The sequence below is a fragment of the Rhodococcus sp. IEGM 1305 genome, from assembly GCF_030058635.1.
GTDB lineage: Bacteria > Actinomycetota > Actinomycetes > Mycobacteriales > Mycobacteriaceae > Rhodococcus_F > Rhodococcus_F opacus_D.
The window spans coordinates 580029-602349 of the sequence record NZ_JASHKX010000002.1; the positions used below are offsets into that span (position 1 = coordinate 580029).

Below are 22321 nucleotides of genomic sequence, written 5' to 3' on the forward strand. Positions count from 1 at the left end.
CCTGGTCCAGTGGACCAGGGGGTGCGACCTTCGTCAGAGCTCGAGTTCCTCGCGGTGTTGCGAGCGTTGTGCGCCACGAATCGTCAATAGCGCAACAACACTGATTGCTGCACATCCAAGAGTGTAGTAGGCCGCCGACAGCGGATCACCTGTGGTGGATGCAAGCCAAGTGATGATGTACGGCGCCGTGCCGCCGAAGATCGCCACCGACAGCGCGTAGGTCACGGATACGCCGGTAGCACGGTTGCGGGTACGGAAACGTTCGGACAGGAATGCCGGCATCGGGCCACCGACGACGCCGATGAGCAGACCGGCGATCACGAGTGCCACCAGTCCGCCGCCGAAGCCGAGATTCAGCATGAAATAGAGGGGATAGGAAAGGACCACCACCGCGACCGATCCGAACATCAGCACCGGGCGTCGTCCCACGCGGTCGGACAGTGCACCGAACACCGGCATCGACAGCCCGGCGATGAGTCCGGTGACGAGTGCAAGGAAGTAGGACCGCTCGAAGGTCATGTCGTAGCTGGTCGACAGGAAAGTCGGCATTCCGACCATGAAAGTGTTGCCGACTGCGTTGTACACGACCACGACGCCCATGGTTGCCGCGAGAAACGTCAGTGGTCGTCGCTCGATGGGTTCCCAGACGGCAGGTTTGCCTGAGTCGACCTCGACCTGGATCTGCTTGAAGTGCGGCGTCTCGTCGACCTTGAGCCGTAGGTAGAGGACGATGAGGCCCATGGGAGCCGCAATGAGGAACCCGACCCGCCAGCCATAGGAAGCCATGGCGTCGTCGGAGAGAAGGACTGCCAGAAGTGTCGCGACACCGCCGCCGAGCACGAAGCCCAAGGTGGTTCCGACGAACGACCAGGAGCCGTAGAGCCCGCGTTTGCCGGAGGGAGCGGACTCGACCATCAGGGACACCGCTCCGCCCATCTCGCCGCCCGCGGACAATCCCTGGGCGATGCGGCACAGCGTCAGCAGCAGGGGCGCGAGGATTCCGATCGAGGAGTGCGTAGGCAGAAGGCCAATGCATGTCGTGGCAATGGTCATCAGCACAATGATCAGCGCGAGTACGGGCTTACGTCCCAATCTGTCCGTCATCCGCCCGAAGATCACTGCCCCGACAGGGCGCAGGAAGAAGGCGAGGGCGAAGAGCAGGAACGTCGAGAGAATCGACGCAGTCGGGTCGTCCGACGGGAAGAACAAGGGCGCGATGATCGGCGCCATGTAGGCGTAGATCGCGAATTCGTACCACTCGATGAGATTGCCGAGCGAACCTGCGGCAAGTGCCTTTCGCGACTTCTGGACGTCGAGCACCACCTCGGTGCGCGGCGTGGAGCGGACTGTGTTCGGCATGGTGATGTCCATTCGGGTGAGTGGCGCCAGAGGCGTGTGCCCCGGGTCCGACGTATGTATGTGACGACTGACACACGGAAATCAACACGAATGTTGCCCGCCTGGGCTGACGTTGTCAACGTTTGTGTAGATGGGCGCATCTTCTGCAACGCGGGCGTTGACAACTCTCCGCGACGGCTGCCACCATGAGTCGAAGGCTTTTCAACGTCCATGTTGAAAGTTCTTGATCTCGGCGAGGAGCGACTCACAGCTCCGGACGCCGCACTCGACGCGAGAGGTGCTCAGATGAAGGCAGCGCAGCAGGTCCAGGAGGCAGGCGCAGCAACCGACGATCGAATCAATCCCGATCGGCTCACCGAATCCGAGATTCGAACCGCGGTTGCACGGGCAAATGTGCCCTCGCTGCTCATGGTCGTGTTCCAGACGACGGGTGACGAGAAGTGGCTGGCACCGCCATACAGGCCGACGAGAGGCAAAGGTCTCGGCGACCACGACTCGGGCGGTCTCGACGAGCCGGTTCAGGATGAGATCAGGGAGGCCGCGGTCAAGGCCATCCTCGACTTGCAGAACGGCGCTCTTCCCGCGGTGGAGACTCCCTCTCCGGAACTGACGGTGCGGATGATCAGTGTCTGCACGGGCGAAGAAGTCGGGGAGGAGTACGGACCCATGCTCTCTCTCGAGCTCGCTCGCCGTGCCGCGCCCGATGCTCCGAGCCTCGCACTGGAGCCTGTCGATGCACCGGAAGGATACTCGGTGGTCGTCATCGGTACAGGCGTTGCGGGAATAGCTGCGGCGCAGCAGCTCGAGGACATGGGCATCGACTATGTCATTCTGGAGAAGCAGCCGGAGGCCGGCGGAAACTGGTGGCAGAATACGTATCCCGGCGCGGGTGTCGATACCCCCAGCCACCTGTACTCGTTCTCATTCGCGAAGAACGACTGGACGACACACTTTGAACTCCGCAACGAACTGCAGGCCTACTTCGGAGCCGTGCTGAAGGACCTCGGTGCCGGTGAGCGTGTTCGTTATGGAACCGAGGTGCGGTCGACGCGGTATGACGAAGCCGCCGCGCAGTGGTCAGTCGACGTGATCAATCCCGATGGCTCGTCGGCGACGCTGAGGGCCGATGTGGTGATCAGTGCGGTGGGAGTATTGAATCGTCCGAAGACGCCGAACGTCCCTGGGATGGACAGCTTCACCGGAACGAGTTTCCATTCGGCTGCGTGGCCCGACGATCTCGATCTGGATGGCAAGCGTGTTGCTATCGTGGGCACGGGTGCCAGCGCCATGCAGATCGCACCGGCCATCGCGGACCGCGTCGCCCATCTCAGTATCTACCAGCGCTCGCCGCAATGGGTCGCGCCGTTCGAGAAGTTCCGCGCCCCGATACCCATGGAACTGCGCCGCCTCATGCAAACTTGCCCGATCTACCACAGCTGGTACTGGATTCGCTTGTTCTGGCAGTTCGGCGACAAGGTGATCGAGTCGCTGCGCGTCGACCCGGAATGGGAGCATCCCGAACGCTCGGTGAACGCCCGCAACGATGCCCATCGAGAGTACTTCACGCGGTACATCACGGCGCAGGTCGGAGATCGAACGGATCTGCTCGACAAGGTGATGCCCGACTACCCGCCGTTCGGTAAGCGGATCCTGCTCGACAACGGCTGGTACTCGACTCTGCGCAAGGACAACGTCGACCTCGTCGACAGGTCCGTCACCGCCGTCCGCCCCGAGGGCCTGGTCGACGATCAGGGCGCTGAGAACGACGTGGACGTGATCGTGTGGGCCACCGGATTCGAAGCAGCACGATTCGTGAGTTCCATGGACGTCGTGGGAACGGACGGCCGAACGCTCCGCGAGGTCTGGAACGACGACGACCCCAAGGCCTACCTCGGTGTGTCGGTTCCAGGGTTCCCCAACTTCTTCATGCTTGGTGGTCCCAACTCGTTCCCGGGTAGCGGCAGCTTCATGTTCTTCATGGAGGTCCAGATGCGCTACATCCGTGGGCTACTGACCGAGATGTTCAAGAAGGGAATCAAGGCGATCGATGCGCGCCCCGAGGCGAACGACGAGTACAACGAGCTGGTGGACTCGACTCATGCGCGCACGGTCTGGACGCATCGTGGAATGTCGACGTACTACCGGAACTCGCACGGACGGGTGGTGTTCGTGATGCCGTTCCTCAACGTCGAGTACTGGCAGATGACGCGGCGCCCTGATCTGGAGAACTACACTGCGCGATAGCGCACCGCGAATTCTGCCCCGGAACCGAATCGGTTCCGGGGCAAATTCGTTCGAGAACGACCGTTACCACGCGTCGATGCGCCTGCGAACCTGAGTCGGGCGGTCGGGACGCGGAGCGGCGAGGACATCGACGATCCGTGAGCGAGTCGAGGCGGGATCGATGACGTCGTCGATCTCGAACACGGACGCCGCATTGACGGCCTTGCCCTGCGCCACGTAGTCCTCGAGGTGCTGTTGGTAGACGCGCTCCCGTTCCTCGGCGTCCTCGATCGCAGCCAGCTCACGACGATAGCCGAGACGGACGGCCCCCTCCGGGCCCATGGCACCGAGTTCGGCCGACGGCCATGCCACGATGGTGTCCGGGACGCGGAAGCTTCCGCCTGCCATGGCCTGGCCGCCGAGCCCGAATGCCTTGCGGACGATCACCGTACAGAACGGAACGGTGAGAGCAGGCGCTGTGACGAAAAGCCGGCTCACATGACGTACCGAGGCGGTGCGTTCGGCGTCGGGTCCGACCAGGAAACCGGCTGTGTCACAGAGCGAGAGAACAGCGAGGCCGTACGCCTCGCACAGTTGCAGGAACCTGGTCATCTTGTCGGCTTCGGCGCTGCCGATCGTGCCGCCTGCACGGCTGCCGTCGTTGGCAACGAGCCCAATGGGATGTCCCTCGATCCGGACCAGCGCAGTGATCAAGCCGGCGGCGAATCCGCGTCGGAGTTCGAGAACGGATCCCTCGTCTGCAATGGTGTCGATCAACGTGCGGATGTCGAACGGCCGATTGCGTCGTTCGGGGACGATGTGGCGCAAGATTCGCTGGTCCGCGGCGGTCCACTCGATCTTCGGGCCGGCGAAGTATCCGAGATATCGCCGTGCGACGTCGATTGCCTCAGATTCGTCGGCCACGACGATGTCGATGACCCCGTTGGCCTCCTGGACGGACACCGGCCCGATGTCGTCCGCGGCGAACACTCCGAGGCCGCCCCCTTCGATCATGGCGGGCCCGCCGAGGCCGATCGACGAATCACGAGTCGCGACGATGACATCGCACGATCCCAGCAGCGCAGCATTTCCGGCGAAACAGCGACCGGACGCGATCCCCACGGTCGGAACCGAACCGTTGAGCCGTCCGAGTGCGACGAAGGTCCCGAGATCCATCCTCGTCGCCCGAGACATGTCGTCGGTGTCCCCGGGGCGGCCCCCGCCACCTTCGGCGAACAGAACTACCGGCGTTCCTCTGCGGCCTGCCAGCTCGAACATTCGCTCGGCCTTCTTGTGGCTCTGAAGGCCCTGGGTTCCGGCGAGCACCGTGTAGTCGTACGCGAGCACTGCCACTGGCCGTCCGGCGACCCTTCCGAAGCCCGTGATCAGGCCGTCTGCCGGAGTTTCGGATTCGAGTTCGTCCAGAGACCGCCGTCGTCGCTGCGCAGCCACGACCAGAGATCCGTGCTCGTGAAAGCTCCCTTCGTCGACGAGATGGTCGACGTTTTCGCGCGCGGTGCGTTTGCCGCGCTCGTGCCGACGCTCGATCGCCGCCGGACGCGACTCGTCCAGTGTTCGGCGCTGCCGCACTTCGATCTCGGCAAGGTCCGTGCGCTCGGCCGTGACGTTCACGCCGACGGGCTCTGTCGATGCGTCGTCCTGACTCACATCGAGCCTCAGGGTCACGAGCAACTGGCCGGCTGTCACGGTATCGCCGACCGCAATCCACACGTCGGCGACGCGCCCTGCTGTTGTCGCGCTGACGTCGGTCTCCATCTTCATGGCTTCGAGCGTGATCAGCGCGTCGCCGTTTTGCACGACCTGTCCCGGCACCGCGGCCGTCGCGACGACGGTGCCCGGCGACGGGGCCCGCAGATCGAGTTGTGTCACCAGCTCCGCCGGTGCATCCGGTATCGAGAGTGTTGCCAGATGATCGTCGATCGTTCGTGTCGTCACCGTGCCGGACCGGAACTCGTGACTGCCCAGCAGCCACGCCGACGTCGTGACGTCGGTATCCATGTCGTCCAGGGTCAGATCCGAGAGTGCCTGGATCAGTTCTGCTGCGGCTGAGTCGAAGTGGCCGTCGTCCCGGTGCACGATGACCTTTGCCAGCAGTGGGTCGTATCCGGTTCCCACTCGCATTCCTACGTGTGCGTGAGAGTCGACGCGGATCGAAGATCCGGACGGAAACCGAACGTCGGTGAGTACGTCGGAGCCATCGGGTCTCGGGCTGCCGGTGACCCGCGCCTCGATCGCGACACCGTTCGGTTCGCCGAGCGTTGCCGGTGAGAGTTGTACGTCCTCGAGCGTGCGTCCCTGTGCGACGTCGAGTTGCAGACCGACCAGGTCGAGGCCGGTGATCGCCTCGGTAATTCCGTGTTCCACCTGGAGGCGTGGATTGGCCTCGATGAAGTACCACCGATCGAGATGGTCGGACTCCACGAGGAACTCGAATGTGGCAAGTCCCCTCAGCCCGACTGAGGACGCCAACGTCAGTGCTGCGGAGTAAAGTTCCTTGCGAGTGGAATCGGGAAGGTTCTGCGCGGGTGCGATCTCCACGACTTTCTGGTGGCGGCGTTGCGCCGTGCAGTCGCGGTCGAAGAGATGCATCGGTGTGCTCACGCCATCGCCCACGACCTGGACTTCGATGTGCCGTGCGCGCGGTAGGTAGGCCTCGACGTAGACATCGGACAGGCCGCAACTGCGTTCCGCCTCGGAACGGCATCTGTCGATGGCACGATCGAGTTCGGTGAGATCCTCTACTATTCGCATACCACGACCCCCGCCGCCTGCGGTGGCCTTCACGATTACCGCGCCGGCAGGAAGTGACTGCGCGAACTGACGTGCGTCGGTTTTCGATGTGGGACCTGCGGTGGCAGCGAGTACGGGTACTCCGCAGCCGGTCGCGAGTTCACGTGTGGCGGACTTGTCCCCGAGAGTTCTCAGCGTGTGAGCGTCGGGTCCGACGAAGGTCAGCCCCGCCTCGGCGCAGGCCTCGGCCAACTCGGCGCTCTCGCTGAGGAATCCGTATCCGGGGTGGACCGTCGATGCCCCCGACGCCAGTGCCGCGTCGCGAATGGCCGTGACATCCAGATACGCGGCGGGGCCCGTTTCTCGAAGCGGACGTGCGTGGTCGGCAGCAGCGACGTGCGGGGCATCGTGCTCGTCCTCGCTGTACACCGCAATCGTCTTGATTCCGCGTGCTGTGGCGGTACGGATGATTCGAAGCGCTACTTCACCGCGATTGGCGATCAGAATGGACGTCATACCGCTTGCCGGTCGGCGGCGAACCCGCCGTAACCGCCCTGGAAGAAGATCAGCGGCGACTCGGGTGTGTCGAGTTCGAGGTGTCGCACGCGGCCGACGACGATGTGGTGATCGCCGGCGTCGTGCACGGCATCGATCTCGCAATCGATCCACGCCAGCGCACCCTCGATGCGAGGCATACCGGAGGGCGTGGGGGCCCACTCGACGTCCGCGAACTTGTCGGTTCCCTTTCGGGCGAGGCTGCGGCAGATCTGTTGTTGCTCGGAGCCGAGCACGTTGGCGCAGAAGCGTCCGGCCGTGCGGATCTTGGGAAAAGTGGACGACGACTTGTCGGGCAGGAACGCGACCAGTGGCGGATCGAGCGACACCGAGGTGAAGGACCCGACGGCCATGCCCGTCGGGTTGTTCTCGGCGTCCATGGTGGTCACCGCTACGACTCCGGTGGGGAAGTGGCCGAGAACGTTTCTGAAGCGCATGGGGTCTATCGTGTGAAAGTCGTCGACGATCACGCCGTCGGGGACAGCGGTGCGCGAGTCGGATTCGTGTGTCTCGACCTTGCCCTCCATCGTGGAGCCCATGGTAATTCCTTTCGTCTGTGAAGCCGGGTCCGGCGTCGAGGCCACCCGACACCTCATCCGGAGACTGATTGCAGCTTCCCCCTCGAGCCGGAAATCTGTCAACTATCTTGTTGAATGAATCTACGTGTGTGTAGATTTTCCGATTGCGGCCGCAGGATTGAAGGTTGACATCTGTGGCGCAGGGCACAATGATCGAGACACCGATCTACACTGACGTTGATCGAGGACTTCGGGGTTCGGCCCTTTGGTCGAGTCGCCGGATTTCCTTCACTGCGCAAAGGAGTGCACATGTCCGACATCGAGAGCAGGGTGCGTCGACTGGAGGACAGGGCGGAGTTGGAAGACCTTGCGGTCCGCTACTTCCTTGCTTCGGATTTCGACGATTTCGACGCCATTGCCGATGCCTTCGCGGAGAATGGGACGTTCTCGGCTGGGGGATTTCCCGGCGCGAGTACCGGCAGCGGGATCGCGGACATGATCCGCCAAGCGCGTGCCGCGTTCGGAACCACCATTCACACCCCGCACTACGTCCTGATCGATTTCGTGGACGACGATCACGCGACAGGGTTGGTGGGCGCGCACCTCGAGATCGCAACTGGAGGGACGACGGTGTTCGGCGCCGTGCGTTACGAAGACGAGTACGTCCGCGAAGATGGACGTTGGAAATTTGCGTCTCGCAACATGCGTACCGTGCATCTCGGTCCGTGGGACGAAGTGGCTACGTCGCTCACCTCGGACCTGCCTGTTCGGTGGCCGGGTGCCGAACCTGCGTCCTCCGACTACGCGGTGCGCGTCTGACGGAATGCGCCCGTCGCCGACGGGTGCGCTCTGTCCTCAGAATCTACATCAATGTTGATTTCCCGTCTCGTGACCGAGGCGGGTGATCGAACCGTACATCAAGAAATTCACACCCGGAGGAGATCGATATGACTACAACCCATGAGGTATCCACCAGAGAGCTCGCCGAGCTCGTGGAGGCCGGCAAGATCGAGCGCGTCCTGATCGAGTACGCCTACAACCTCGACATGAACCGCCCCGACGATCTCGTCGAATTGTTCACCGAGGACTGCTACGTCGCATATGGACCCAACTTCGGTGCCGAGGGTCGCGCCGCCTATCGCGAGACCCTCGACGGCATCGGTACGTTTTTCACGGCAACCAGTCACCACGTGTCCAACATGGTCGTCGACTTCTCCGATGATCTGATGTCGGCCAAGGTCCGTTCGGTCCTGTATGCATGGCATCGCTATAGCAAGGAAGGCAAGGCCGACGGGTACTTCTTCGGCCAGTATCACGACGATTTCGTGCGGGACGACGAGCATGGTTGGCGCTTCTCGCGCCGCGAGTTGCGCGCGTCCGGTGTCGTGGACTTCCACGTCAAGAAGCAGATCCCGATCGGGCGGTCATGACGGCGATCGCGGACACGCCTGCCGAGACCCGCTACGAAAATCTACGCATTGAGCACCGGGGACCGATCAGTTGGATAGTGCTGAACCGGCCGGACAAGGCCAACGCGCTCTCGAACGAGATGCTGGACGAGTTCAGTGCGGCGTTGGCCGCTCTGGCGACCGACGGCGGCCCGATCATCGGAATTCGTGGAGCAGGCAAGGGATTCTCGGCAGGCTACGACATCGGTCAGGTCGGAAAGGTCGTCGCCCAGCCGGACCCGGTTGCAGACCGAGAGCGATTGGCTCGCAACGTCAACCGATTTCTCGCGATCTGGGATCACCCGAAACCGGTGGTTGCTGCAGTACACGGGTACTGCATCGCGGGAGCCACCCAGATGTGTGTCTTTACCGACGTGACTCTTGTGGCGCGCAATGCGAAAATCGGTGAGCCGGCGATCCCGCTCGGTGGTGGGTACATCGCGCCCTTGTGGGCGCCCCTCGTCGGCCCGAAACGGGCCAAGGAACTCGCGTTCATCCCGGGCAATTCGATCGACGGCGCGACTGCGGTCGAGTGGGGTTGGGCCAATCACGCGGTGGCCGAGGAAGATCTGATCGCCGAGACCGAGGCACTTGCCGCTCGTATGGCGCGCATGCCGTCGGACATCCTGCGGATCAAGAAGCTGTCCATCAACAAGACGATGGAAGCAATGGGCGTGCGTACCGCCGCCCAAGGCGGTGCGGAAATGGATGCCCTGCTCCATCTGTCGCCGTCGGTGGCCGAGGTGCGCAAGTTCGTTGCCGAGGTGGGACTGAAGGCGGCGATGGCTGCCTACCGCGAACCCGTGGCGTTATCCGATCATGCGGTCGCAGAACAACTATGAGAGAGGACCTACCGTGAGCAGCGGAATCTTGTTCGAGGTCGACAACCATATCGCGCGGGTGACACTCGACCGCCCCAAGGCGTTGAACTCCATCGATCCCGAGATGGACGCGGCACTGTTCGAAGCCTGGACCGAGATCAACTCGAATCCGGACATCTGGGTGGCCGTGCTCGGTGCTACGGGGGAGAAGGCGTTCTGCGCCGGCGCCAACGTGAGCGGTGGGACCGAAGGCGACGGCCGCAGGATGGCGCTCGGCGGCGGTCTCACCGGTGTCGGCGGGCCGATGCTGACGCTTCGTAAACCATTGATCGCGGCAGTGCAGGGATACGCAATCGGCGGTGGATTCGAACTGGCGATGTGCGCCGACATCATCGTCGCAGCCGACAACGCTCAGTTCGGCATTCCGGAGACGAAGGTCGGCATCATCGGCGAGGCCGGCATCATGCATCGCGCGATACGGCAGCTGCCTCATCACATCGCGATGGCTTTGATTCTCACCGGAGAGCGCATCGACGCCCAGCAGGCAGAGCGCTACGGACTGGTCAACGAGGTCGTGCCGTACGAGAAGCTGCTCGAGACCGCGTGGTCGTGGGCGGATCGAATCGCGTCGGCGTCACCGCTTGCTGTCCAAGCAGCAAAGGACGCAGTTCTGTCGCGTGCAGGATGGCCGCTGGATATCGCGTTGGCAACTCGCTACGAGCCCATCGAGGCGTACGCGAACAGCGCGGACCGCATCGAGGGACGTGCGGCGTTCGCAGACAAGCGTGCTGCGCGATGGAGCGGTCGCTGACACTGCTTGTTGTCTGGGCGCTGGGCCCGGCGTCCGCGTCGCGGTTCCAGCGCACAGCACTTGCACCCGGCGCCGTGAACGGATGGCCGCGTGATTCCCCGGCGAGCATCCGACCTGGTCGCCGACAACCTGAGATTGTAAGGAGCACTTGGCTATGCAGCTGGACGGAAAGAAGATCATTGTCACAGGCGGATCCATGGGCATCGGCGAGTCGGTCGTCCGGGCCTACACATCGGAGGGTGCTGACGTCGCCTCTCTGGATCTCGCTGACGAGCTGGGTGTTGCGGTAGCGCAAGAAGCGAGCCGATGCGGACCTGGCAAAGCAACCTTTCACTCGTGCGACGTGCGTGATCGCGACCAGGTTGAGAAAGTCTTCGAGACCGCTGCTGACCAACTGGGAGGCCTCGACGTAGTCGTGAACGTGGCTGGTGTACACAAGCACTGCGATCCCGCTGGAATCTCCGCTGAAATCTACAGATTCATTTTCGATGTCAATGTGTTAGGGACAATCAACACCAACGGTGCCGCACATCGCCTGATGAAATCGAATCGTGTCGGGAACATCATCAACTTCGGTTCCGAGTCGGGACTGACGGGTGAGATCAACAATGCTCTGTACGCCGCGTCGAAGGGTGCGGTCCATACATGGAGCCGGAACGTCGCCCGTCAATGGGGGCCGGATGGGATTCGGGTAAATTACGTACTCCCGTACATGTGGACAAAGATGTACGACGAGTTTCGCGCCGCCTTGTCTCCAGAAGAGCTGAAAGCGCACGACGACCAAACCGCTGCAGACATACCTCTCGGTGGGGCTTTCGGTCGAGCCGACCGGGACTTGGCTCCGGTCATGGTTTTCCTCGCCAGCGATGCTTCACACTTCATCACTGGACAAATGTTCCCTGTCGACGGAGGGCTGATCTCGGGACGGTAAAAGTGCGGTGACAGGGCGCTGTGTGCTGGGTCCGACCTCGCGTCGCGGCCCAGCACACTGTCAGTTCTGCGTCCGCGCACCGTCGAAGAACAGAGTGCAGAAGGCTTCGGTGGTCTGCTTGGCGTCCACGCTGCGCATTCCCGGCTTGAGCCACCGATGCGTCCAGTTGACCATGCCGAACAGTGCCTTGGACATCAACTGCACCGACACGTCGCTGCGTAGAGTTCCGTCGTCGACTCCCTGCTGCAGCACGTCGAGGACAATGGTTTCGAAGCGTTTGGTCTTTCGTGCCATGTCCTTGCCCCAGGACGTGGTGTCCAGCTGTAGCTGCGCCATGTCTTCCTGGATGTAGAGGTAGACGAAGGGGTAGTTCTTCTCGTACGAGTTCATCTGTTGCTCGACGAGGCGGCGAAGCTTCTCGGGTGCGTCGTCGTCGCCGGCGAGGATCTCCTCTGCGACCGCGATGTTCTGATCCAGAACATCGACGAGAACGTCGTGGAAAAGAGCCTGGAACAGTTCCTTCTTGCTCGCGAAGTAGTAATAGATCGACGCTCGGTCGGTCCCGAACCGCTCGGCGATATCGTTGAGGGTCGCTCCTTCGAAGCCCTTCTCCTTGAAGACATCAGCTGCTGTCCGCAACAGTTCCTGGCGCTTGGCCTGGTAGTTGGGGCTGCTGTCGTTCTGAGCGCTGCGACGGCGTCGGCTCATGCCGCTGTTGGCTGCGGTCGAAGTTGGCATTGTCGGATGATACCTCCGGATCGAGGGCATTGATCAACGTTGACGTCGATCGACCTCGGCGTCGATCGAGGTCGAGGTGGGGACGGGTAAGGCCCCGGGAAGTCGCTGTTTGTCGACAACTTCCCGGGGCCCTGTTATCGGTGGGGTCAGCCCACTGCGACGGTTTCGTGTGTTCCTTCGACCGGAACGTTCGGTACGACCTCGGTGGCGAAAAGGCGGAGGGATTCGATCCACGGCTCGGGATCGTCCATGGCGTCGTGAGTGTTGACGGCAAGCTGTCCGTACCTGAAGCCGGCCAGGTCGAAGGTCTTCTCGATCTTCTCGATGACGGTGTCCGGGCTTCCGCAAAGCCACACGTTGTCGGCCAGGTAGTCGAGATCGACGTCGTCGATGTCGACCTTGTGGTCGGCGTCGTCGATGAAGCCCTGCAGGATCCGGTACTTCTGGTAGACCGGCATCAGGTACTTCTGCCAGGCGAGTCCCAGTGCACCGTTCTTTGCCTTCTCCTTGGCCTCTTCGTCGGTCTTCGCCACGAACACATCTCGTGCGATCTTGAATCGAGATCCCTGCGGGGTTCCGCCGATGGACTTGACCGCCTCCGAATATGTGTCCCACTGCGATCTCAGCAAGGCCGAACCGCCGTAGAACGAGATTGGGGTCCAGCCTCGTTCGCCTGCGAGGCGATGCGACGGCGAGTTCTTGCTCAGGCCTGTGACGGCAATTTCGAGGCCGTCCGCGCCACCATGGGGTGAGTGATCCGCGGTCAGGTGGTACTCCTCGCCTTCCTTGACCTTGAACTCTCCATGGGACGCGACACTACCGGGATCGATCTGTCCGTCGAGGCGGGCGGCCTTGTAGTACTTGCCTTCGAAGTCGAATGGCTCCTGGCGCCACACTTTGTCCATCACCTCCAGTCCCTCCATCAGGCGGGGGTGAGCTTCGGACAGGTCACCGGGCTGGCCGCGAAGCACTGCCTCGTTCTCCCACGATCCGGCTCCGACCCCGAGGAAGTACCTGTCCTCGAGCAACTGCGAGGTGTAGCCGATCTGAATGGCGAGCGTCGACGGGTTGTGCAGGGGCACGATGTGCGCCATGGGCGCGAAGCGCATGCGCTCGGTGATCTGTGCTGCCGCGACGATCAGCAACTCGGGATTCGGAATATTCTCCCATGCCTGCATGCCGTGCTCGCCGACCATGAAATCGCGGTAGCCGAACTTGTCGCATGCTGCTGCAAGCAAGAGTGAGTATTCGAAGGTGTCCTTGTCCTTGCGACCGGGACGCATGTACGGGGTGTGGAAAACGCCGCATTCCATTTGTGAATCTCCAGCTTCTGGTCGTTGTGAAGGCACTCTGCTGCGGTGTCCGACACGAGCCTGACAGTGGTTGTGGACAGCCCCTGGAAAGCGAGGGTGGGTTCGTGGAACGTGCATGAAGGGCTGTTCTGTCCGATCGATCCGTCACATGTCGTGGCGGTCCGCCAGGCGAAATGCTCGCGTCGGCGCATTCCCAACGTAGGGTGATCCGGGTCACTTTGTCAACTGCAACGTTGACGTTGAAGTTGGGTTTAATCAACACTCGTGTAAATCAACTTCAGCGTTGACAGTGTGACGTGAGTCGCTTAGCGTCTACGTCGACACGTTCCCCTGGTGCGCGCGGATCAAGCGCCGCTGATCAAGACAACTTCGGTGGCGCATCCGCTGCCGACGATCGATGATTGAGGACGAGATGACTGACATCGGCGACTGGTGCAACGTAACCCCACTCGGCGACCTGCTGGTGCGCGGTGCGCACCTGTGCCCTGACCGCGACTTGATCGTATTTCCCGAGGCGCGGTTCACGTATGCCCAGGTGCTCGACGGCGCGATGGCGGTCGCGCGAGGTCTATTGGCCATGGGCGTCGGGTCCGGTGATCACGTCGCGCTCCTGGCGCCGAACGGTATCGAGTTCGTCGAGGGGCTCTTCGGATCGGCCTTGATCGGGGCGGTAGTCGTACCGCTCAACGCGCGGCACAAAGCGAAGGAGCTCGGCTACATCATCGAGAACGCGGACATCACCGCGTTGCTGACGGTGTCCGGTCCCGACGACTACGTGGACTTCGTGCAGGTGCTGCACGAAGCGCTACCCTCCTTGGCCGCGGCGGCCTCGGGTGATCTCGATCTTCCCGAAGCACCGCGGCTGCGTCGAGCCGTATTGCTGAAAGGAACCGAACGGCCCGGTTTCACGCCCAGGGCGGCCCTGGATGCGGCAGCAGAGACCGTCGACGCGACTCTCGTGCATCGTCATCGCCGCCGGGTGCGGACGAGGGACATCGCCGCAATCCTGTACACGTCGGGGACCACCGCCAACCCCCGTGGATGCCTGCTCACCCACGAATCGATGACGCGTGGCCCGGTGGAGCGCGCGACCGGCCGCCTCTCGGCAGGAGAGCGCCACATCAGCTGGGCCGGCGGACCGCTGTTCCACATCGCTGCGCTGGCCCCCCTCATCGGCGCAATCGGTGCCGGGGGAACGTTCCTGACCGACACGTTCTTCGAACCTGGCCGCGCCATCGAGCTGATCAGGGCCGAACGGCCCACCTGCGTCTGGCCCTGGTTCCCCGCACCGATGCAGATGATGATGGCGCACCCGAACTTCGACGCAGCGGAGTTCGACTCGATTCGGTACCTGTTCCTGATCGGTCCCCGCGTCCTCATCGAAGAGGTTCAGAATCTGTTCCCGGCCGCCGAGCTCATGGCTGCATGCGGAATGACGGAAACGACCGGCATCTATGCCCTCAGCGAGCCGGACGAGTCGTTCGAGGATCGAAGCGGTGCGCAAGGAAAGGCCGTACCCGGCGTCGAGATTCGAATCGTCGATCCGTTCAGTGGTGCGGAGCAGCCGGCCGGAGTTCCCGGTGAGATCTTGATTCGCGGTTACTGCGTGACCGATGGGTACTACAAGGATCCCGCAAAGACCGCCGAGACGATCGATTCCGATGGCTGGTTGCGGACCGGCGACCTCTACAGCCGTACCGAGTCGGGGTGCCTGGTGTTCCACGGGCGGCTCAAGGACATGCTCAAGGTCGGTGGTGAGAACGTCGCGGCCATCGAAGTCGAGTCCTTCCTTTGTGAGCATCCTGCTGTGTTGACGGCCGCCGTCATCGGCCGCCCGGACGACCGGCTCGACGAAGTGCCGGTGGCGTTCGTCGAGGTCCGAGAAGGACATCAGCTGACAGAAGCGGAACTGATCGAATTCTGTGACGGCAAGATCGGCCGGTACAAGGTCCCGCGCGCAGTGTTCTTCGTCGAGCCCGGCGAGTGGCCGATGTCGGCGACGAAGATCAACAAGCGCGGACTCAAAGCGCAACTGGCGACGCTGGCCAGCTCGCTGAGTGCAGCCGGATGACCTCCATGACAGTCGAGTTCGACATCGGAGATCTTCGTGTGTTGGCCGAAGGGATTTTGAAAGACGTGGACGAGGGTCCAGCCCTCGATGAGCAGACGCGTGTGCTCACCCACATCGCGGTGTGTTCGGCGGCCACGACGATGGATGTGGCGGGTACCGGCCGCCATATCGAGGAGGCGCTCGATCTGGGTCTCGACGCCACGCAGATCCAGGAGGCTTTGACGGTGGTCTCGGGCCTCGGTGTGCACACGCTGTTCGAGGCGTCCAGGCAGTTGTCGAGTGCCGTTCTGCGCAGAGGCGGTGGCGAGGCCGAACCGCTCGATGCTTCGCAGCAGGACTTGTGGGACCGCCACATCGGTACCGATCCCTACTGGCAGCGGATGGAGGACGAGCTTCCGGGATTCTTCGATGCACTGCTGCGGATGTCACCAGAAACGTTCGTCGCGTTCTTCGACTACTGCGCGGTGCCGTGGAAGAATCGGGCATTACGGGCCGTGACCAAGGAATTGATCTCTCTCGCTGCCGATTCCACTCCCACCCACCGATACAAGCCCGGGTTCCTGTTACACCTGAAGAACGCCCTCGACCTCGGAGCAGGCGCCCGCAGCATCCGCGAAGTTCTCGATATCGCGGCAGCTGCTCCTGAGCACCACGGTGTCGGCTGACATTTCTCTTTGCACAGGATCGGCCCCGATACGAACTTTCGTATCGGGGCCGATCCGTATCGTTCAGCCGGCGATCAGCGATCGTGTCCGCACCACGTCGGCGGCGAGGGCGGCGACCAGTTCCTCCTTCGACGCAAAGGTCACCTGTCCGCGCATCCACTGGTGGAGGCTCACCTCGAGAGTTGCGTCGTAAAGATCACCATCGAAGTCAAGCAAGTGTGCCTCGAGCAGTCGAACTCCGGACCTGCCGTAGAACGTCGGGCGCCGGCCTATCGATATCGCAGCGATCGCGGTCGAGCCGTCGGGGAGTGTGCACCGGCCTGCCCACACACCGTCCGCGACCGAATTCGAATCTTCCAGCTCCAGATTCGCAGTTCGGAAGCCAAGCTCTCGTCCGCGTTGATCGCCGTGAACGACCGTGCCGACGATGGAAGGATTCTCGAATCCGAACGGCGCCGGAGCGTTACCGCGCGCGAGCGACGCAGAGCCTCCGGCGCTGATGCTCAATCCGATGTGCCACATCATCGTCCGCGACTCGGGTGGAAAATTGCTCAGCGAGGGGGAGTGGTAGCCGCACTCGCGCACCACCTCGGCGAGGTCGCCGTGCGTGTCGGCCGAGATGTAGTTGTTCGGGGCGTATCTCGCCACCACCACGGCTCCGTAGCCGTGTTCGGCCACCTGCGCCAGTGCCACTCCGATCGGGCCGTCCTGACGCAGATGCGGTGCGGGATCGCTCTCTTGCTGGAAGCAGACGAGCGGGGTTGTGCCGGCGACGGCCGGTCCGATGGAGTAGGTGAGATATTCCGAGTCCGTGACGTCACTGCGGTAGCCGACGCAGCGAACCGGGCCGTGGACGCTGTCGCGCTCGAAGGTGAACTGCGTCAGCATGTGCGGTTCGGCCATTCGCCGATACGTCGCGACGTCATCGATAGACAAGTATCCGAGTTCGTGTGCACGAGCGAATGTTTCGGCTTCAGCGGAGTCGGCGATAGCTGTCGGATCGAGCTCGGAGACGAGGGCGCTGTAGGCGCAGGTCCGATGCAAACCTGCCACGGACATGAGATCCACGGCAGCTTCCGCTGGTCCGCGGAACTCGAGCACTCCGCCGGGTACGGACCGTGCCGGAAGCACGTGCCCGGGCCGGGTGAACGCGTCGGGGGTGCTCGCCGAGTCGGCGAGTAGGCGCAGTGTGTCCGCCCTGTCGGACGCCGAAATGCCGGTGCCCGGTCCGATTGCATCGATGCTGACCGTGAACTCCGTTCCGGCATGATCTCTGTCCGCGCCGACCATGTTCGGGAGCCCGAGGCGGTCGCAGTCCGAGCCGACCATGGCGGCGCAGACCAGCCCCGAACCGTGGCGAACAAGAAATGCGATCGATTCCACGGTTGCCTTCTCGGCCGGGATCAGGATGTGGGCGTCGCTGGTGGGGGAGTTGCCGGTCAGCACGACTGGACGTCCGGCGCTCATGTCCGAGAGCGCTCGTTGCACGCGGGTTGTTGGACCATCCATTGTGGGGAACCTCGCTTCGATATGGACGACTGACGTCTGCACTGTGACGAGCGTCGCAAATTGTGCGCGCCGTGTCAACATCAACGTAGACATTGAAAACGGGCCTCGACGCTCTACACCCTGCGGGATGAAGGATTTGCAAGCGCGGCAGCCACCTGGTGGCGGCGGGGGACACCCAGCTTTCGGAGCACGTGTGCGACGTGCCCCTCGACCGTTCTGACCGACAGGACCAGCCGATCCGCGATCTCCTTGTTGGTGAGCCCGTCCGCAACGCACTGTGCAATGTCCAACTCGCGAGGGGAGAGCCCGACTGCCGGGTACGACGACGGCACGGGCCTATCGGAGAACTCCTCGTCCAGGGCGTAAGCGATGAGTTCGGCCATCGACAACGTGGAGCCGCGACGATGGGATGCGGAGTAGGCCGTGTCGCCGAGCGAAGTCCGCGCGCGCGATTCGTACACTGCTCGTCGTTGGACCCAGTGCCGGGATCCGTATAATTGCATGCCGAACGAATCCCACATGGACGACGCTGCGCCGAGAAGTACGGCTGCACGTTCGCCGGAACCGGCCGCGGCTTCGGCCCACGCGAGAAGGTCTGTGACCAGTGTGGCTCCGACCGTGTCGTCGAAGGCGCGTTTGAGTGCGAGGGCGTCGATCGCAAGGGTGATCGCCTCGTCGTGACGGCCGCGCATCAGCGCTACCAAGCCCAGTCCGTACACGGCATACGACAACATCCATTTCTCTCCCGTGGCCGATGCCTGGGTGTGAACGAACTCGAAATGTTCGGCAGCGCGGTCGCTCTCTCCGTTCGAGCTGCACAGCATTCCCATCTCGATGTGGGCGGTCCACATGAGATCGGTGATGCCGGGCAGGCGCTCGTACAGTGCCAACGCCTCCGACAGGTTGTGTTCGCCGGCCTCGAAATCACCGCCGAGGTAGGTGTTGAGGCCTTGCGTCTGCAGGGCGAACGCGAGGGTCGCATCGTCGCCGAGTTCGCGTGCGCCGTGCGCGGCAGTGTCGAGTGTCCGAACTGCCTCGACCCGGTCACCCTGCATCGTCTGCAGCACGCCCAGGGTGGCGTAGAGCTGGGGTACGACGTCTTCGGCCAGGTCGGAGAGCGCGAGGAACTCTGTCACCCACATGCGGTGTTCTCGTACCGAAAAGGCCGACGACCACAGAAACCACGTCGCGACGAGGCCAGAGGCAAGGTGCAGCGTCTCGTGGTTCTGGCCCGTCAGCGCCGTCTGCAGTGCGGACCGCAGGTTGGCGCGGTTCTCCCGAAGCCGGTTGCTCGCACTCTCCTGCTCGGCCCCGGTCCATGACCGGCGGGCGGTACGTACCAGCTCGGCGCACCAACGGAGGTGTGCCACCCGTAGCTCGGCCTTCTCGTTGTCGGACAGTTTGCTCGCACCGAAGTGCCGGATCGTTTCGAGCATCTTGAACCGGACATGTCCTTCGCCGGTGGTGCGTTGCAAGACCGACTTCCCGATCAGACCGGTGATGGTATCCAGAATGCTCGCGGCGTCGACAGGGGCTCCAGCGCAGATGCTCTCGGCCATGGCGAGATCGAAGCCTTCGGAGAAGATGGACAATCTCGCCCACAGCACCTGCTCCTGAGTAGTGCAGAGGTCGTAGCTCCACTCGACCGTCGCATGCAGGCTTCGATGTCTGCTCGGCCCGCCACGATTACCCGTCGTCAACAACGCCAGCCGGTCGTCGAGACGTTCTGCGAGATCGTCTACGGACAGCGCGGTCAAACGCGCACACGCCAGTTCGATGGCCAGCGGCATGCCATCCAGCTGCGTGCACACCCGGCGCACAGCGTCCCGGCTCGAATCCGTGATCGAGAATCCGGACAGTGCCGCCGATGCGCGGTTCTCGAACAACTCGATGGCGGCACCGGGCATGTCCGGGTCGCGGTGGTCTGTCGTGGACAGCGGCTCGAGGACGTGCACGTGCTCGTCCGGAATCGACAGCACTTCACGACTCGTGACCAGGATCTTCACGTGTTCGGTGTTTCGTAGAATCAGCGCGACCAATTCGGCGCATGCGCTGACGAGATGCTCGCAATTGTCCAGCACCAGCAACAGGTGCTTGTCGCGGAGCGATTCGAGGAGCGATTCGGTTGCACTTCGTTCCGGTGCGTCCCGCTCGTCGAACCCCAGGACGTCCAGAATGGTCTGGGGGAGCAGGGTTTCGCTTCGCAGTGACGCCAGCTCCACGAAGCGGATTCCATCGGCAAATGCCCGCCGGTACGCGGTTGCGGCCTCTGCTGCGAGTCGGGTCTTGCCGATGCCACCGGGGCCGGTGACGGTGACGAGGCGGCTGTCGCCGAGCAGCACCCGGATTCTGTGGAGTTCTTCGCTGCGGCCGACGAAACTCGTCGAGAAGAGTGGAATATCGGTTGCACTGGACATGCGGGTGCTCGACGTGCGCGTGCCGGACGTTCGCGGCGAACGCTCCTCCTTGATGCGGCGGACCGCGCTCGCCAGAGTATTCCGCGATCCGCTCCATTCCAGTTCCCGATGCAGCTGGGCCACCGTGACGTCGGGGTCTGCGTCGAGCGCCGCGGCGATCCGGGGTCGGAGGGCATCGGCCGACGATCCGGACCGTGGCCGGTGGTCCTGGGGTGGTGCCTCGAATTCGAGGGCGCGGCGCACCGTGTTGCGCGAGATCTTCAATCGCGTCGCGATGCCCGAGATCGATTCACCGGATTGTCGAAGCTCGACTATCTCGCGCCACTCGTCAGCGTTCACGGTGTCCTCTCTGTTGCACGCGGGCATCTGTGAGCGGTGTCACTGTTTGATCATGTCGCGCCCTGACCGCGTGGTCAAGTTCTGACAACACGCGTATTGACCGATTGCAGCGGCGTGCCGCGGCGTGCCTATCGGCTCTGAGCTGGTCGGATGCCGGCAGATTCGGGAGGGGTGGGGAATCGAGTATTACTACGGTTTCGCCTCGAGCGCCGCCGGCGGACAGTGATCCAGGTCATAGAGGAAAGAAACGGAGCATCCATGACTACGCCGGAACAGAACATCGACTTGGCGAACAACTTCGCAAAGGTCTTCTCCACGGGCGACGTGGAACAGATTCTCGACACTCTCCATCCCGAGGCGACCTACTGGGTCTCGGGACGGATCGACGGGATGTCGGGCAGCTATGACAAGGAAGGTCTCGGCGCGTTGCTCGGCGGGGTCACCTCCGTGTACGAGAACGGCGCGCTCGAAATCACCCCGACTTCGGCAATCGCGCAAGGCGACAAGGTGGCTGTCGAGGCGACGTCGTACGCGAAGTTGAAGAACGGCAAGGTCTATCAGAACGCGTACCACTTCCTGTTCGAGTTTCGCGACGGCAAGATCCTGTCCGTCAAGGAGTACATGGATACCCAGCACGCATACGACATCTTCTATGCCTGACAAGGGGTTTCGTACCGCCACTGGGTAATCGACCACAAGTTAGTTGAAAGGCAGTTCACGATGGCAATGGAAACCGGACTCATCGTCCACCCGTACATGCGCCCTGAGCGGACCGCGCGCCAGACCTTCGACTGGTGCGTGCAGCAGGCCGTCGAGGCCGACAAGATCGGCTTCGACTCGATCATGTTCTCCGAACACGCTTCACAGCGTTGGGAGAACATCCCCAACCCGGAGCTGATCATCGCAGCAGCCGCACGCCAGACCGAGCGGATCAAGTTCGCGCCGATGGCTCACATCCTTCCCCATCACAATCCGGCGAAGCTCGCGATCATGGTCGGCTGGCTCTCGCAGATCCTCGAGGGTCGGTATTTCCTCGGCGTCGGTGCGGGTGCGTACCCGCAGTCCACGTACATCCACGGCATCAAGAACGGTGAAGACACGCAATTCACCAACGAGATGGTCCGCGAATCGCTCGAGATCATGGAGAGGATCTGGAAGCGTGAACCGTTCTTCTACGAGGGACGGTTTTGGAATGCGGGCTACCCCGAAGAGTTGCACGGCGAAGAGGGCGACGACCAGCACATGCTCGCGGACCTCAGCCCGTGGGGTGGTGCACCGGAGATCGCGGTGACCGGATTCAGTGCCAAGTCGCCGTCGATGAAGTTTGCGGGCGAGCGCGGATTCCGACCGATGTCGATCTTCTCCGGTCTGGACGCTCTGAAGACGCACTGGGAGACCTACTCTACGGCTGCGGAGGCCAATGGGCACGTCGCGGATCGCGCGCGCTATCACGTGTCCCAGACAGTGTTCGTCGCCGACACGGACAAAGAGGCGAAGCGGCTCGTGATGGAGGGGCCTATCGGATACTGCTTCGAGCGCTACCTCATTCCCATCTGGTGGCGGTTCGGGATGATGGATGGATTCATCAAGGACGCCGGCGCGGACAGGGCCGACGTCGACCTCGAGTGGGTCGTCGACAACGTGTTCTGTGTGGGCTCACCGGACACCGTGGTGGACAAGATCAATACTCTGTTCGAGGCCAGCGGCGGTTGGGGCACCCTGCAGGTCGAATCGCACGACTACTACGACGATCCCGCGCCCTGGTTCAATTCGCTGGCCACGATCCAGAAAGAAGTGGCTCCCAAGATCTCGCTTCCTGTGTCGGTGACGTCGTAGTACTCGGATCGAACGA

The 22321-nt window shown here is 62.8% G+C and carries 17 protein-coding genes; 10 read left to right on the plus strand and 7 right to left on the minus strand.

The features are described 5' to 3' along the window. Positions 1-33: 33 nt before the first annotated feature. Complete coding sequence (locus tag QM693_RS06260; RefSeq protein ID WP_283351744.1) at positions 34-1359, minus strand: MFS transporter; 1326 nt, start codon at positions 1357-1359, stop codon at positions 34-36. Positions 1360-1569: 210 nt separating this feature from the next. Here QM693_RS06260 and QM693_RS06265 point away from each other — a divergent pair, with 210 nt between their 5' ends. Further along, positions 1570-3603 (plus strand): flavin-containing monooxygenase, encoded by a 2034-nt coding sequence (locus QM693_RS06265; RefSeq protein WP_283351745.1) that lies wholly within the window; start codon positions 1570-1572, stop codon positions 3601-3603. A gap of 63 nt (positions 3604-3666) precedes the next feature. On the opposite strand, the gene QM693_RS06270 is transcribed toward QM693_RS06265, so the two are convergent. Then, positions 3667-6849, minus strand: a complete 3183-nt coding sequence (locus QM693_RS06270) for an acetyl-CoA carboxylase family protein (RefSeq protein ID WP_283351746.1) — start codon at positions 6847-6849, stop codon at positions 3667-3669. Beyond that, positions 6846-7427, minus strand: coding sequence for a flavin reductase family protein (locus tag QM693_RS06275; protein ID WP_120659547.1), 582 nt, complete (start codon positions 7425-7427; stop codon positions 6846-6848). The genes QM693_RS06270 and QM693_RS06275 overlap by 4 nt, the downstream gene beginning before the upstream one ends. A 216-nt stretch (positions 7428-7643) precedes the next feature. On the opposite strand from QM693_RS06275, the gene QM693_RS06280 reads away from it, so the two are divergent. The 5 genes from QM693_RS06280 to QM693_RS06300 all read left to right on the plus strand — a co-directional run bounded on the left by QM693_RS06280 (position 7644) and on the right by QM693_RS06300 (position 11417). Continuing rightward, complete coding sequence (locus QM693_RS06280) at positions 7644-8225, plus strand: nuclear transport factor 2 family protein (RefSeq protein ID WP_283351747.1); 582 nt, start codon at positions 7644-7646, stop codon at positions 8223-8225. 128 nt (positions 8226-8353) lie between these two features. Further along, on the plus strand, positions 8354-8836 hold the full coding sequence (locus QM693_RS06285; protein ID WP_283351748.1) for a nuclear transport factor 2 family protein: 483 nt from the start codon (positions 8354-8356) through the stop codon (positions 8834-8836). Further along, the gene (locus QM693_RS06290) at positions 8833-9696 is read left to right on the plus strand and encodes an enoyl-CoA hydratase-related protein (RefSeq protein WP_283351749.1); all 864 of its coding nucleotides are present in this window, start codon (positions 8833-8835) and stop codon (positions 9694-9696) included. The genes QM693_RS06285 and QM693_RS06290 overlap by 4 nt, the downstream gene beginning before the upstream one ends. Positions 9697-9709: 13 nt before the next feature. Further along, positions 9710-10486 (plus strand): enoyl-CoA hydratase-related protein, encoded by a 777-nt coding sequence (locus tag QM693_RS06295; protein WP_283351750.1) that lies wholly within the window; start codon positions 9710-9712, stop codon positions 10484-10486. A gap of 154 nt (positions 10487-10640) precedes the next feature. Continuing rightward, positions 10641-11417 (plus strand): SDR family NAD(P)-dependent oxidoreductase, encoded by a 777-nt coding sequence (locus tag QM693_RS06300; RefSeq protein ID WP_011597593.1) that lies wholly within the window; start codon positions 10641-10643, stop codon positions 11415-11417. 60 nt (positions 11418-11477) lie between these two features. On the opposite strand, the gene QM693_RS06305 is transcribed toward QM693_RS06300, so the two are convergent. Both QM693_RS06305 and QM693_RS06310 read right to left on the minus strand, forming a co-directional pair. Then, positions 11478-12155: a TetR/AcrR family transcriptional regulator gene (locus QM693_RS06305; protein WP_011597594.1), complete on the minus strand. Its 678-nt coding sequence runs from the start codon at positions 12153-12155 to the stop codon at positions 11478-11480. A 146-nt stretch (positions 12156-12301) separates the two neighbouring features. After that, positions 12302-13468 carry an LLM class flavin-dependent oxidoreductase gene (locus QM693_RS06310; protein WP_120659541.1) on the minus strand — a complete coding sequence of 389 codons (1167 nt, stop codon included), beginning with the start codon at positions 13466-13468 and terminating at the stop codon, positions 12302-12304. Between the two features lie 412 nt (positions 13469-13880). Here QM693_RS06310 and QM693_RS06315 point away from each other — a divergent pair, with 412 nt between their 5' ends. Next, complete coding sequence (locus QM693_RS06315; protein WP_283351751.1) at positions 13881-15539, plus strand: class I adenylate-forming enzyme family protein; 1659 nt, start codon at positions 13881-13883, stop codon at positions 15537-15539. Next, positions 15452-16204: a carboxymuconolactone decarboxylase family protein gene (locus QM693_RS06320; RefSeq protein ID WP_283351752.1), complete on the plus strand. Its 753-nt coding sequence runs from the start codon at positions 15452-15454 to the stop codon at positions 16202-16204. Before QM693_RS06315 ends, QM693_RS06320 begins: the two co-directional genes overlap by 88 nt. Positions 16205-16267: 63 nt before the next feature. Here QM693_RS06320 and QM693_RS06325 read toward each other — a convergent pair whose 3' ends face one another. Both QM693_RS06325 and QM693_RS06330 read right to left on the minus strand, forming a co-directional pair. Then, positions 16268-17713 (minus strand): 3,4-dihydroxy-2-butanone-4-phosphate synthase, encoded by a 1446-nt coding sequence (locus tag QM693_RS06325; protein ID WP_283351753.1) that lies wholly within the window; start codon positions 17711-17713, stop codon positions 16268-16270. 113 nt (positions 17714-17826) lie between these two features. Continuing rightward, positions 17827-20496, minus strand: coding sequence for a LuxR C-terminal-related transcriptional regulator (locus QM693_RS06330; protein WP_283351754.1), 2670 nt, complete (start codon positions 20494-20496; stop codon positions 17827-17829). Positions 20497-20727: 231 nt separating this feature from the next. Between QM693_RS06330 and QM693_RS06335 the strand changes: the two genes are divergently transcribed. Together QM693_RS06335 and QM693_RS06340 are read left to right on the plus strand one after the other, a co-directional pair. Beyond that, a complete protein-coding gene (locus QM693_RS06335) occupies positions 20728-21129 on the plus strand; it encodes a nuclear transport factor 2 family protein (protein ID WP_280780809.1) in 402 nt (133 codons plus the stop codon). Positions 21130-21189: 60 nt separating this feature from the next. Next, positions 21190-22305, plus strand: coding sequence for an LLM class flavin-dependent oxidoreductase (locus tag QM693_RS06340; RefSeq protein ID WP_283351755.1), 1116 nt, complete (start codon positions 21190-21192; stop codon positions 22303-22305). Positions 22306-22321 lie beyond the last annotated feature (16 nt).

What these genes read in the sequence shown, in the direction of transcription:
- QM693_RS06300 (WP_011597593.1), top strand. Translation starts at nt 10,641, where the DNA reads ATGCAGCTGGACGGAAAGAAGATCATTGTCACAGGCGGATCCATGGGC.
- QM693_RS06330 (WP_283351754.1), bottom strand. Translation starts at nt 20,496, where the DNA reads ATGCCCGCGTGCAACAGAGAGGACACCGTGAACGCTGACGAGTGGCGC.
- QM693_RS06315 (WP_283351751.1), top strand. Translation starts at nt 13,881, where the DNA reads ATGACTGACATCGGCGACTGGTGCAACGTAACCCCACTCGGCGACCTG.
- QM693_RS06265 (WP_283351745.1), top strand. Translation starts at nt 1,570, where the DNA reads ATGTTGAAAGTTCTTGATCTCGGCGAGGAGCGACTCACAGCTCCGGAC.
- QM693_RS06290 (WP_283351749.1), top strand. Translation starts at nt 8,833, where the DNA reads ATGACGGCGATCGCGGACACGCCTGCCGAGACCCGCTACGAAAATCTA.
- QM693_RS06275 (WP_120659547.1), bottom strand. Translation starts at nt 7,427, where the DNA reads ATGGGCTCCACGATGGAGGGCAAGGTCGAGACACACGAATCCGACTCG.
- QM693_RS06285 (WP_283351748.1), top strand. Translation starts at nt 8,354, where the DNA reads ATGACTACAACCCATGAGGTATCCACCAGAGAGCTCGCCGAGCTCGTG.
- QM693_RS06305 (WP_011597594.1), bottom strand. Translation starts at nt 12,155, where the DNA reads ATGCCAACTTCGACCGCAGCCAACAGCGGCATGAGCCGACGCCGTCGC.
- QM693_RS06310 (WP_120659541.1), bottom strand. Translation starts at nt 13,468, where the DNA reads ATGGAATGCGGCGTTTTCCACACCCCGTACATGCGTCCCGGTCGCAAG.
- QM693_RS06325 (WP_283351753.1), bottom strand. Translation starts at nt 17,713, where the DNA reads ATGGATGGTCCAACAACCCGCGTGCAACGAGCGCTCTCGGACATGAGC.
- QM693_RS06340 (WP_283351755.1), top strand. Translation starts at nt 21,190, where the DNA reads ATGGCAATGGAAACCGGACTCATCGTCCACCCGTACATGCGCCCTGAG.
- QM693_RS06270 (WP_283351746.1), bottom strand. Translation starts at nt 6,849, where the DNA reads ATGACGTCCATTCTGATCGCCAATCGCGGTGAAGTAGCGCTTCGAATC.
- QM693_RS06335 (WP_280780809.1), top strand. Translation starts at nt 20,728, where the DNA reads ATGACTACGCCGGAACAGAACATCGACTTGGCGAACAACTTCGCAAAG.
- QM693_RS06260 (WP_283351744.1), bottom strand. Translation starts at nt 1,359, where the DNA reads ATGCCGAACACAGTCCGCTCCACGCCGCGCACCGAGGTGGTGCTCGAC.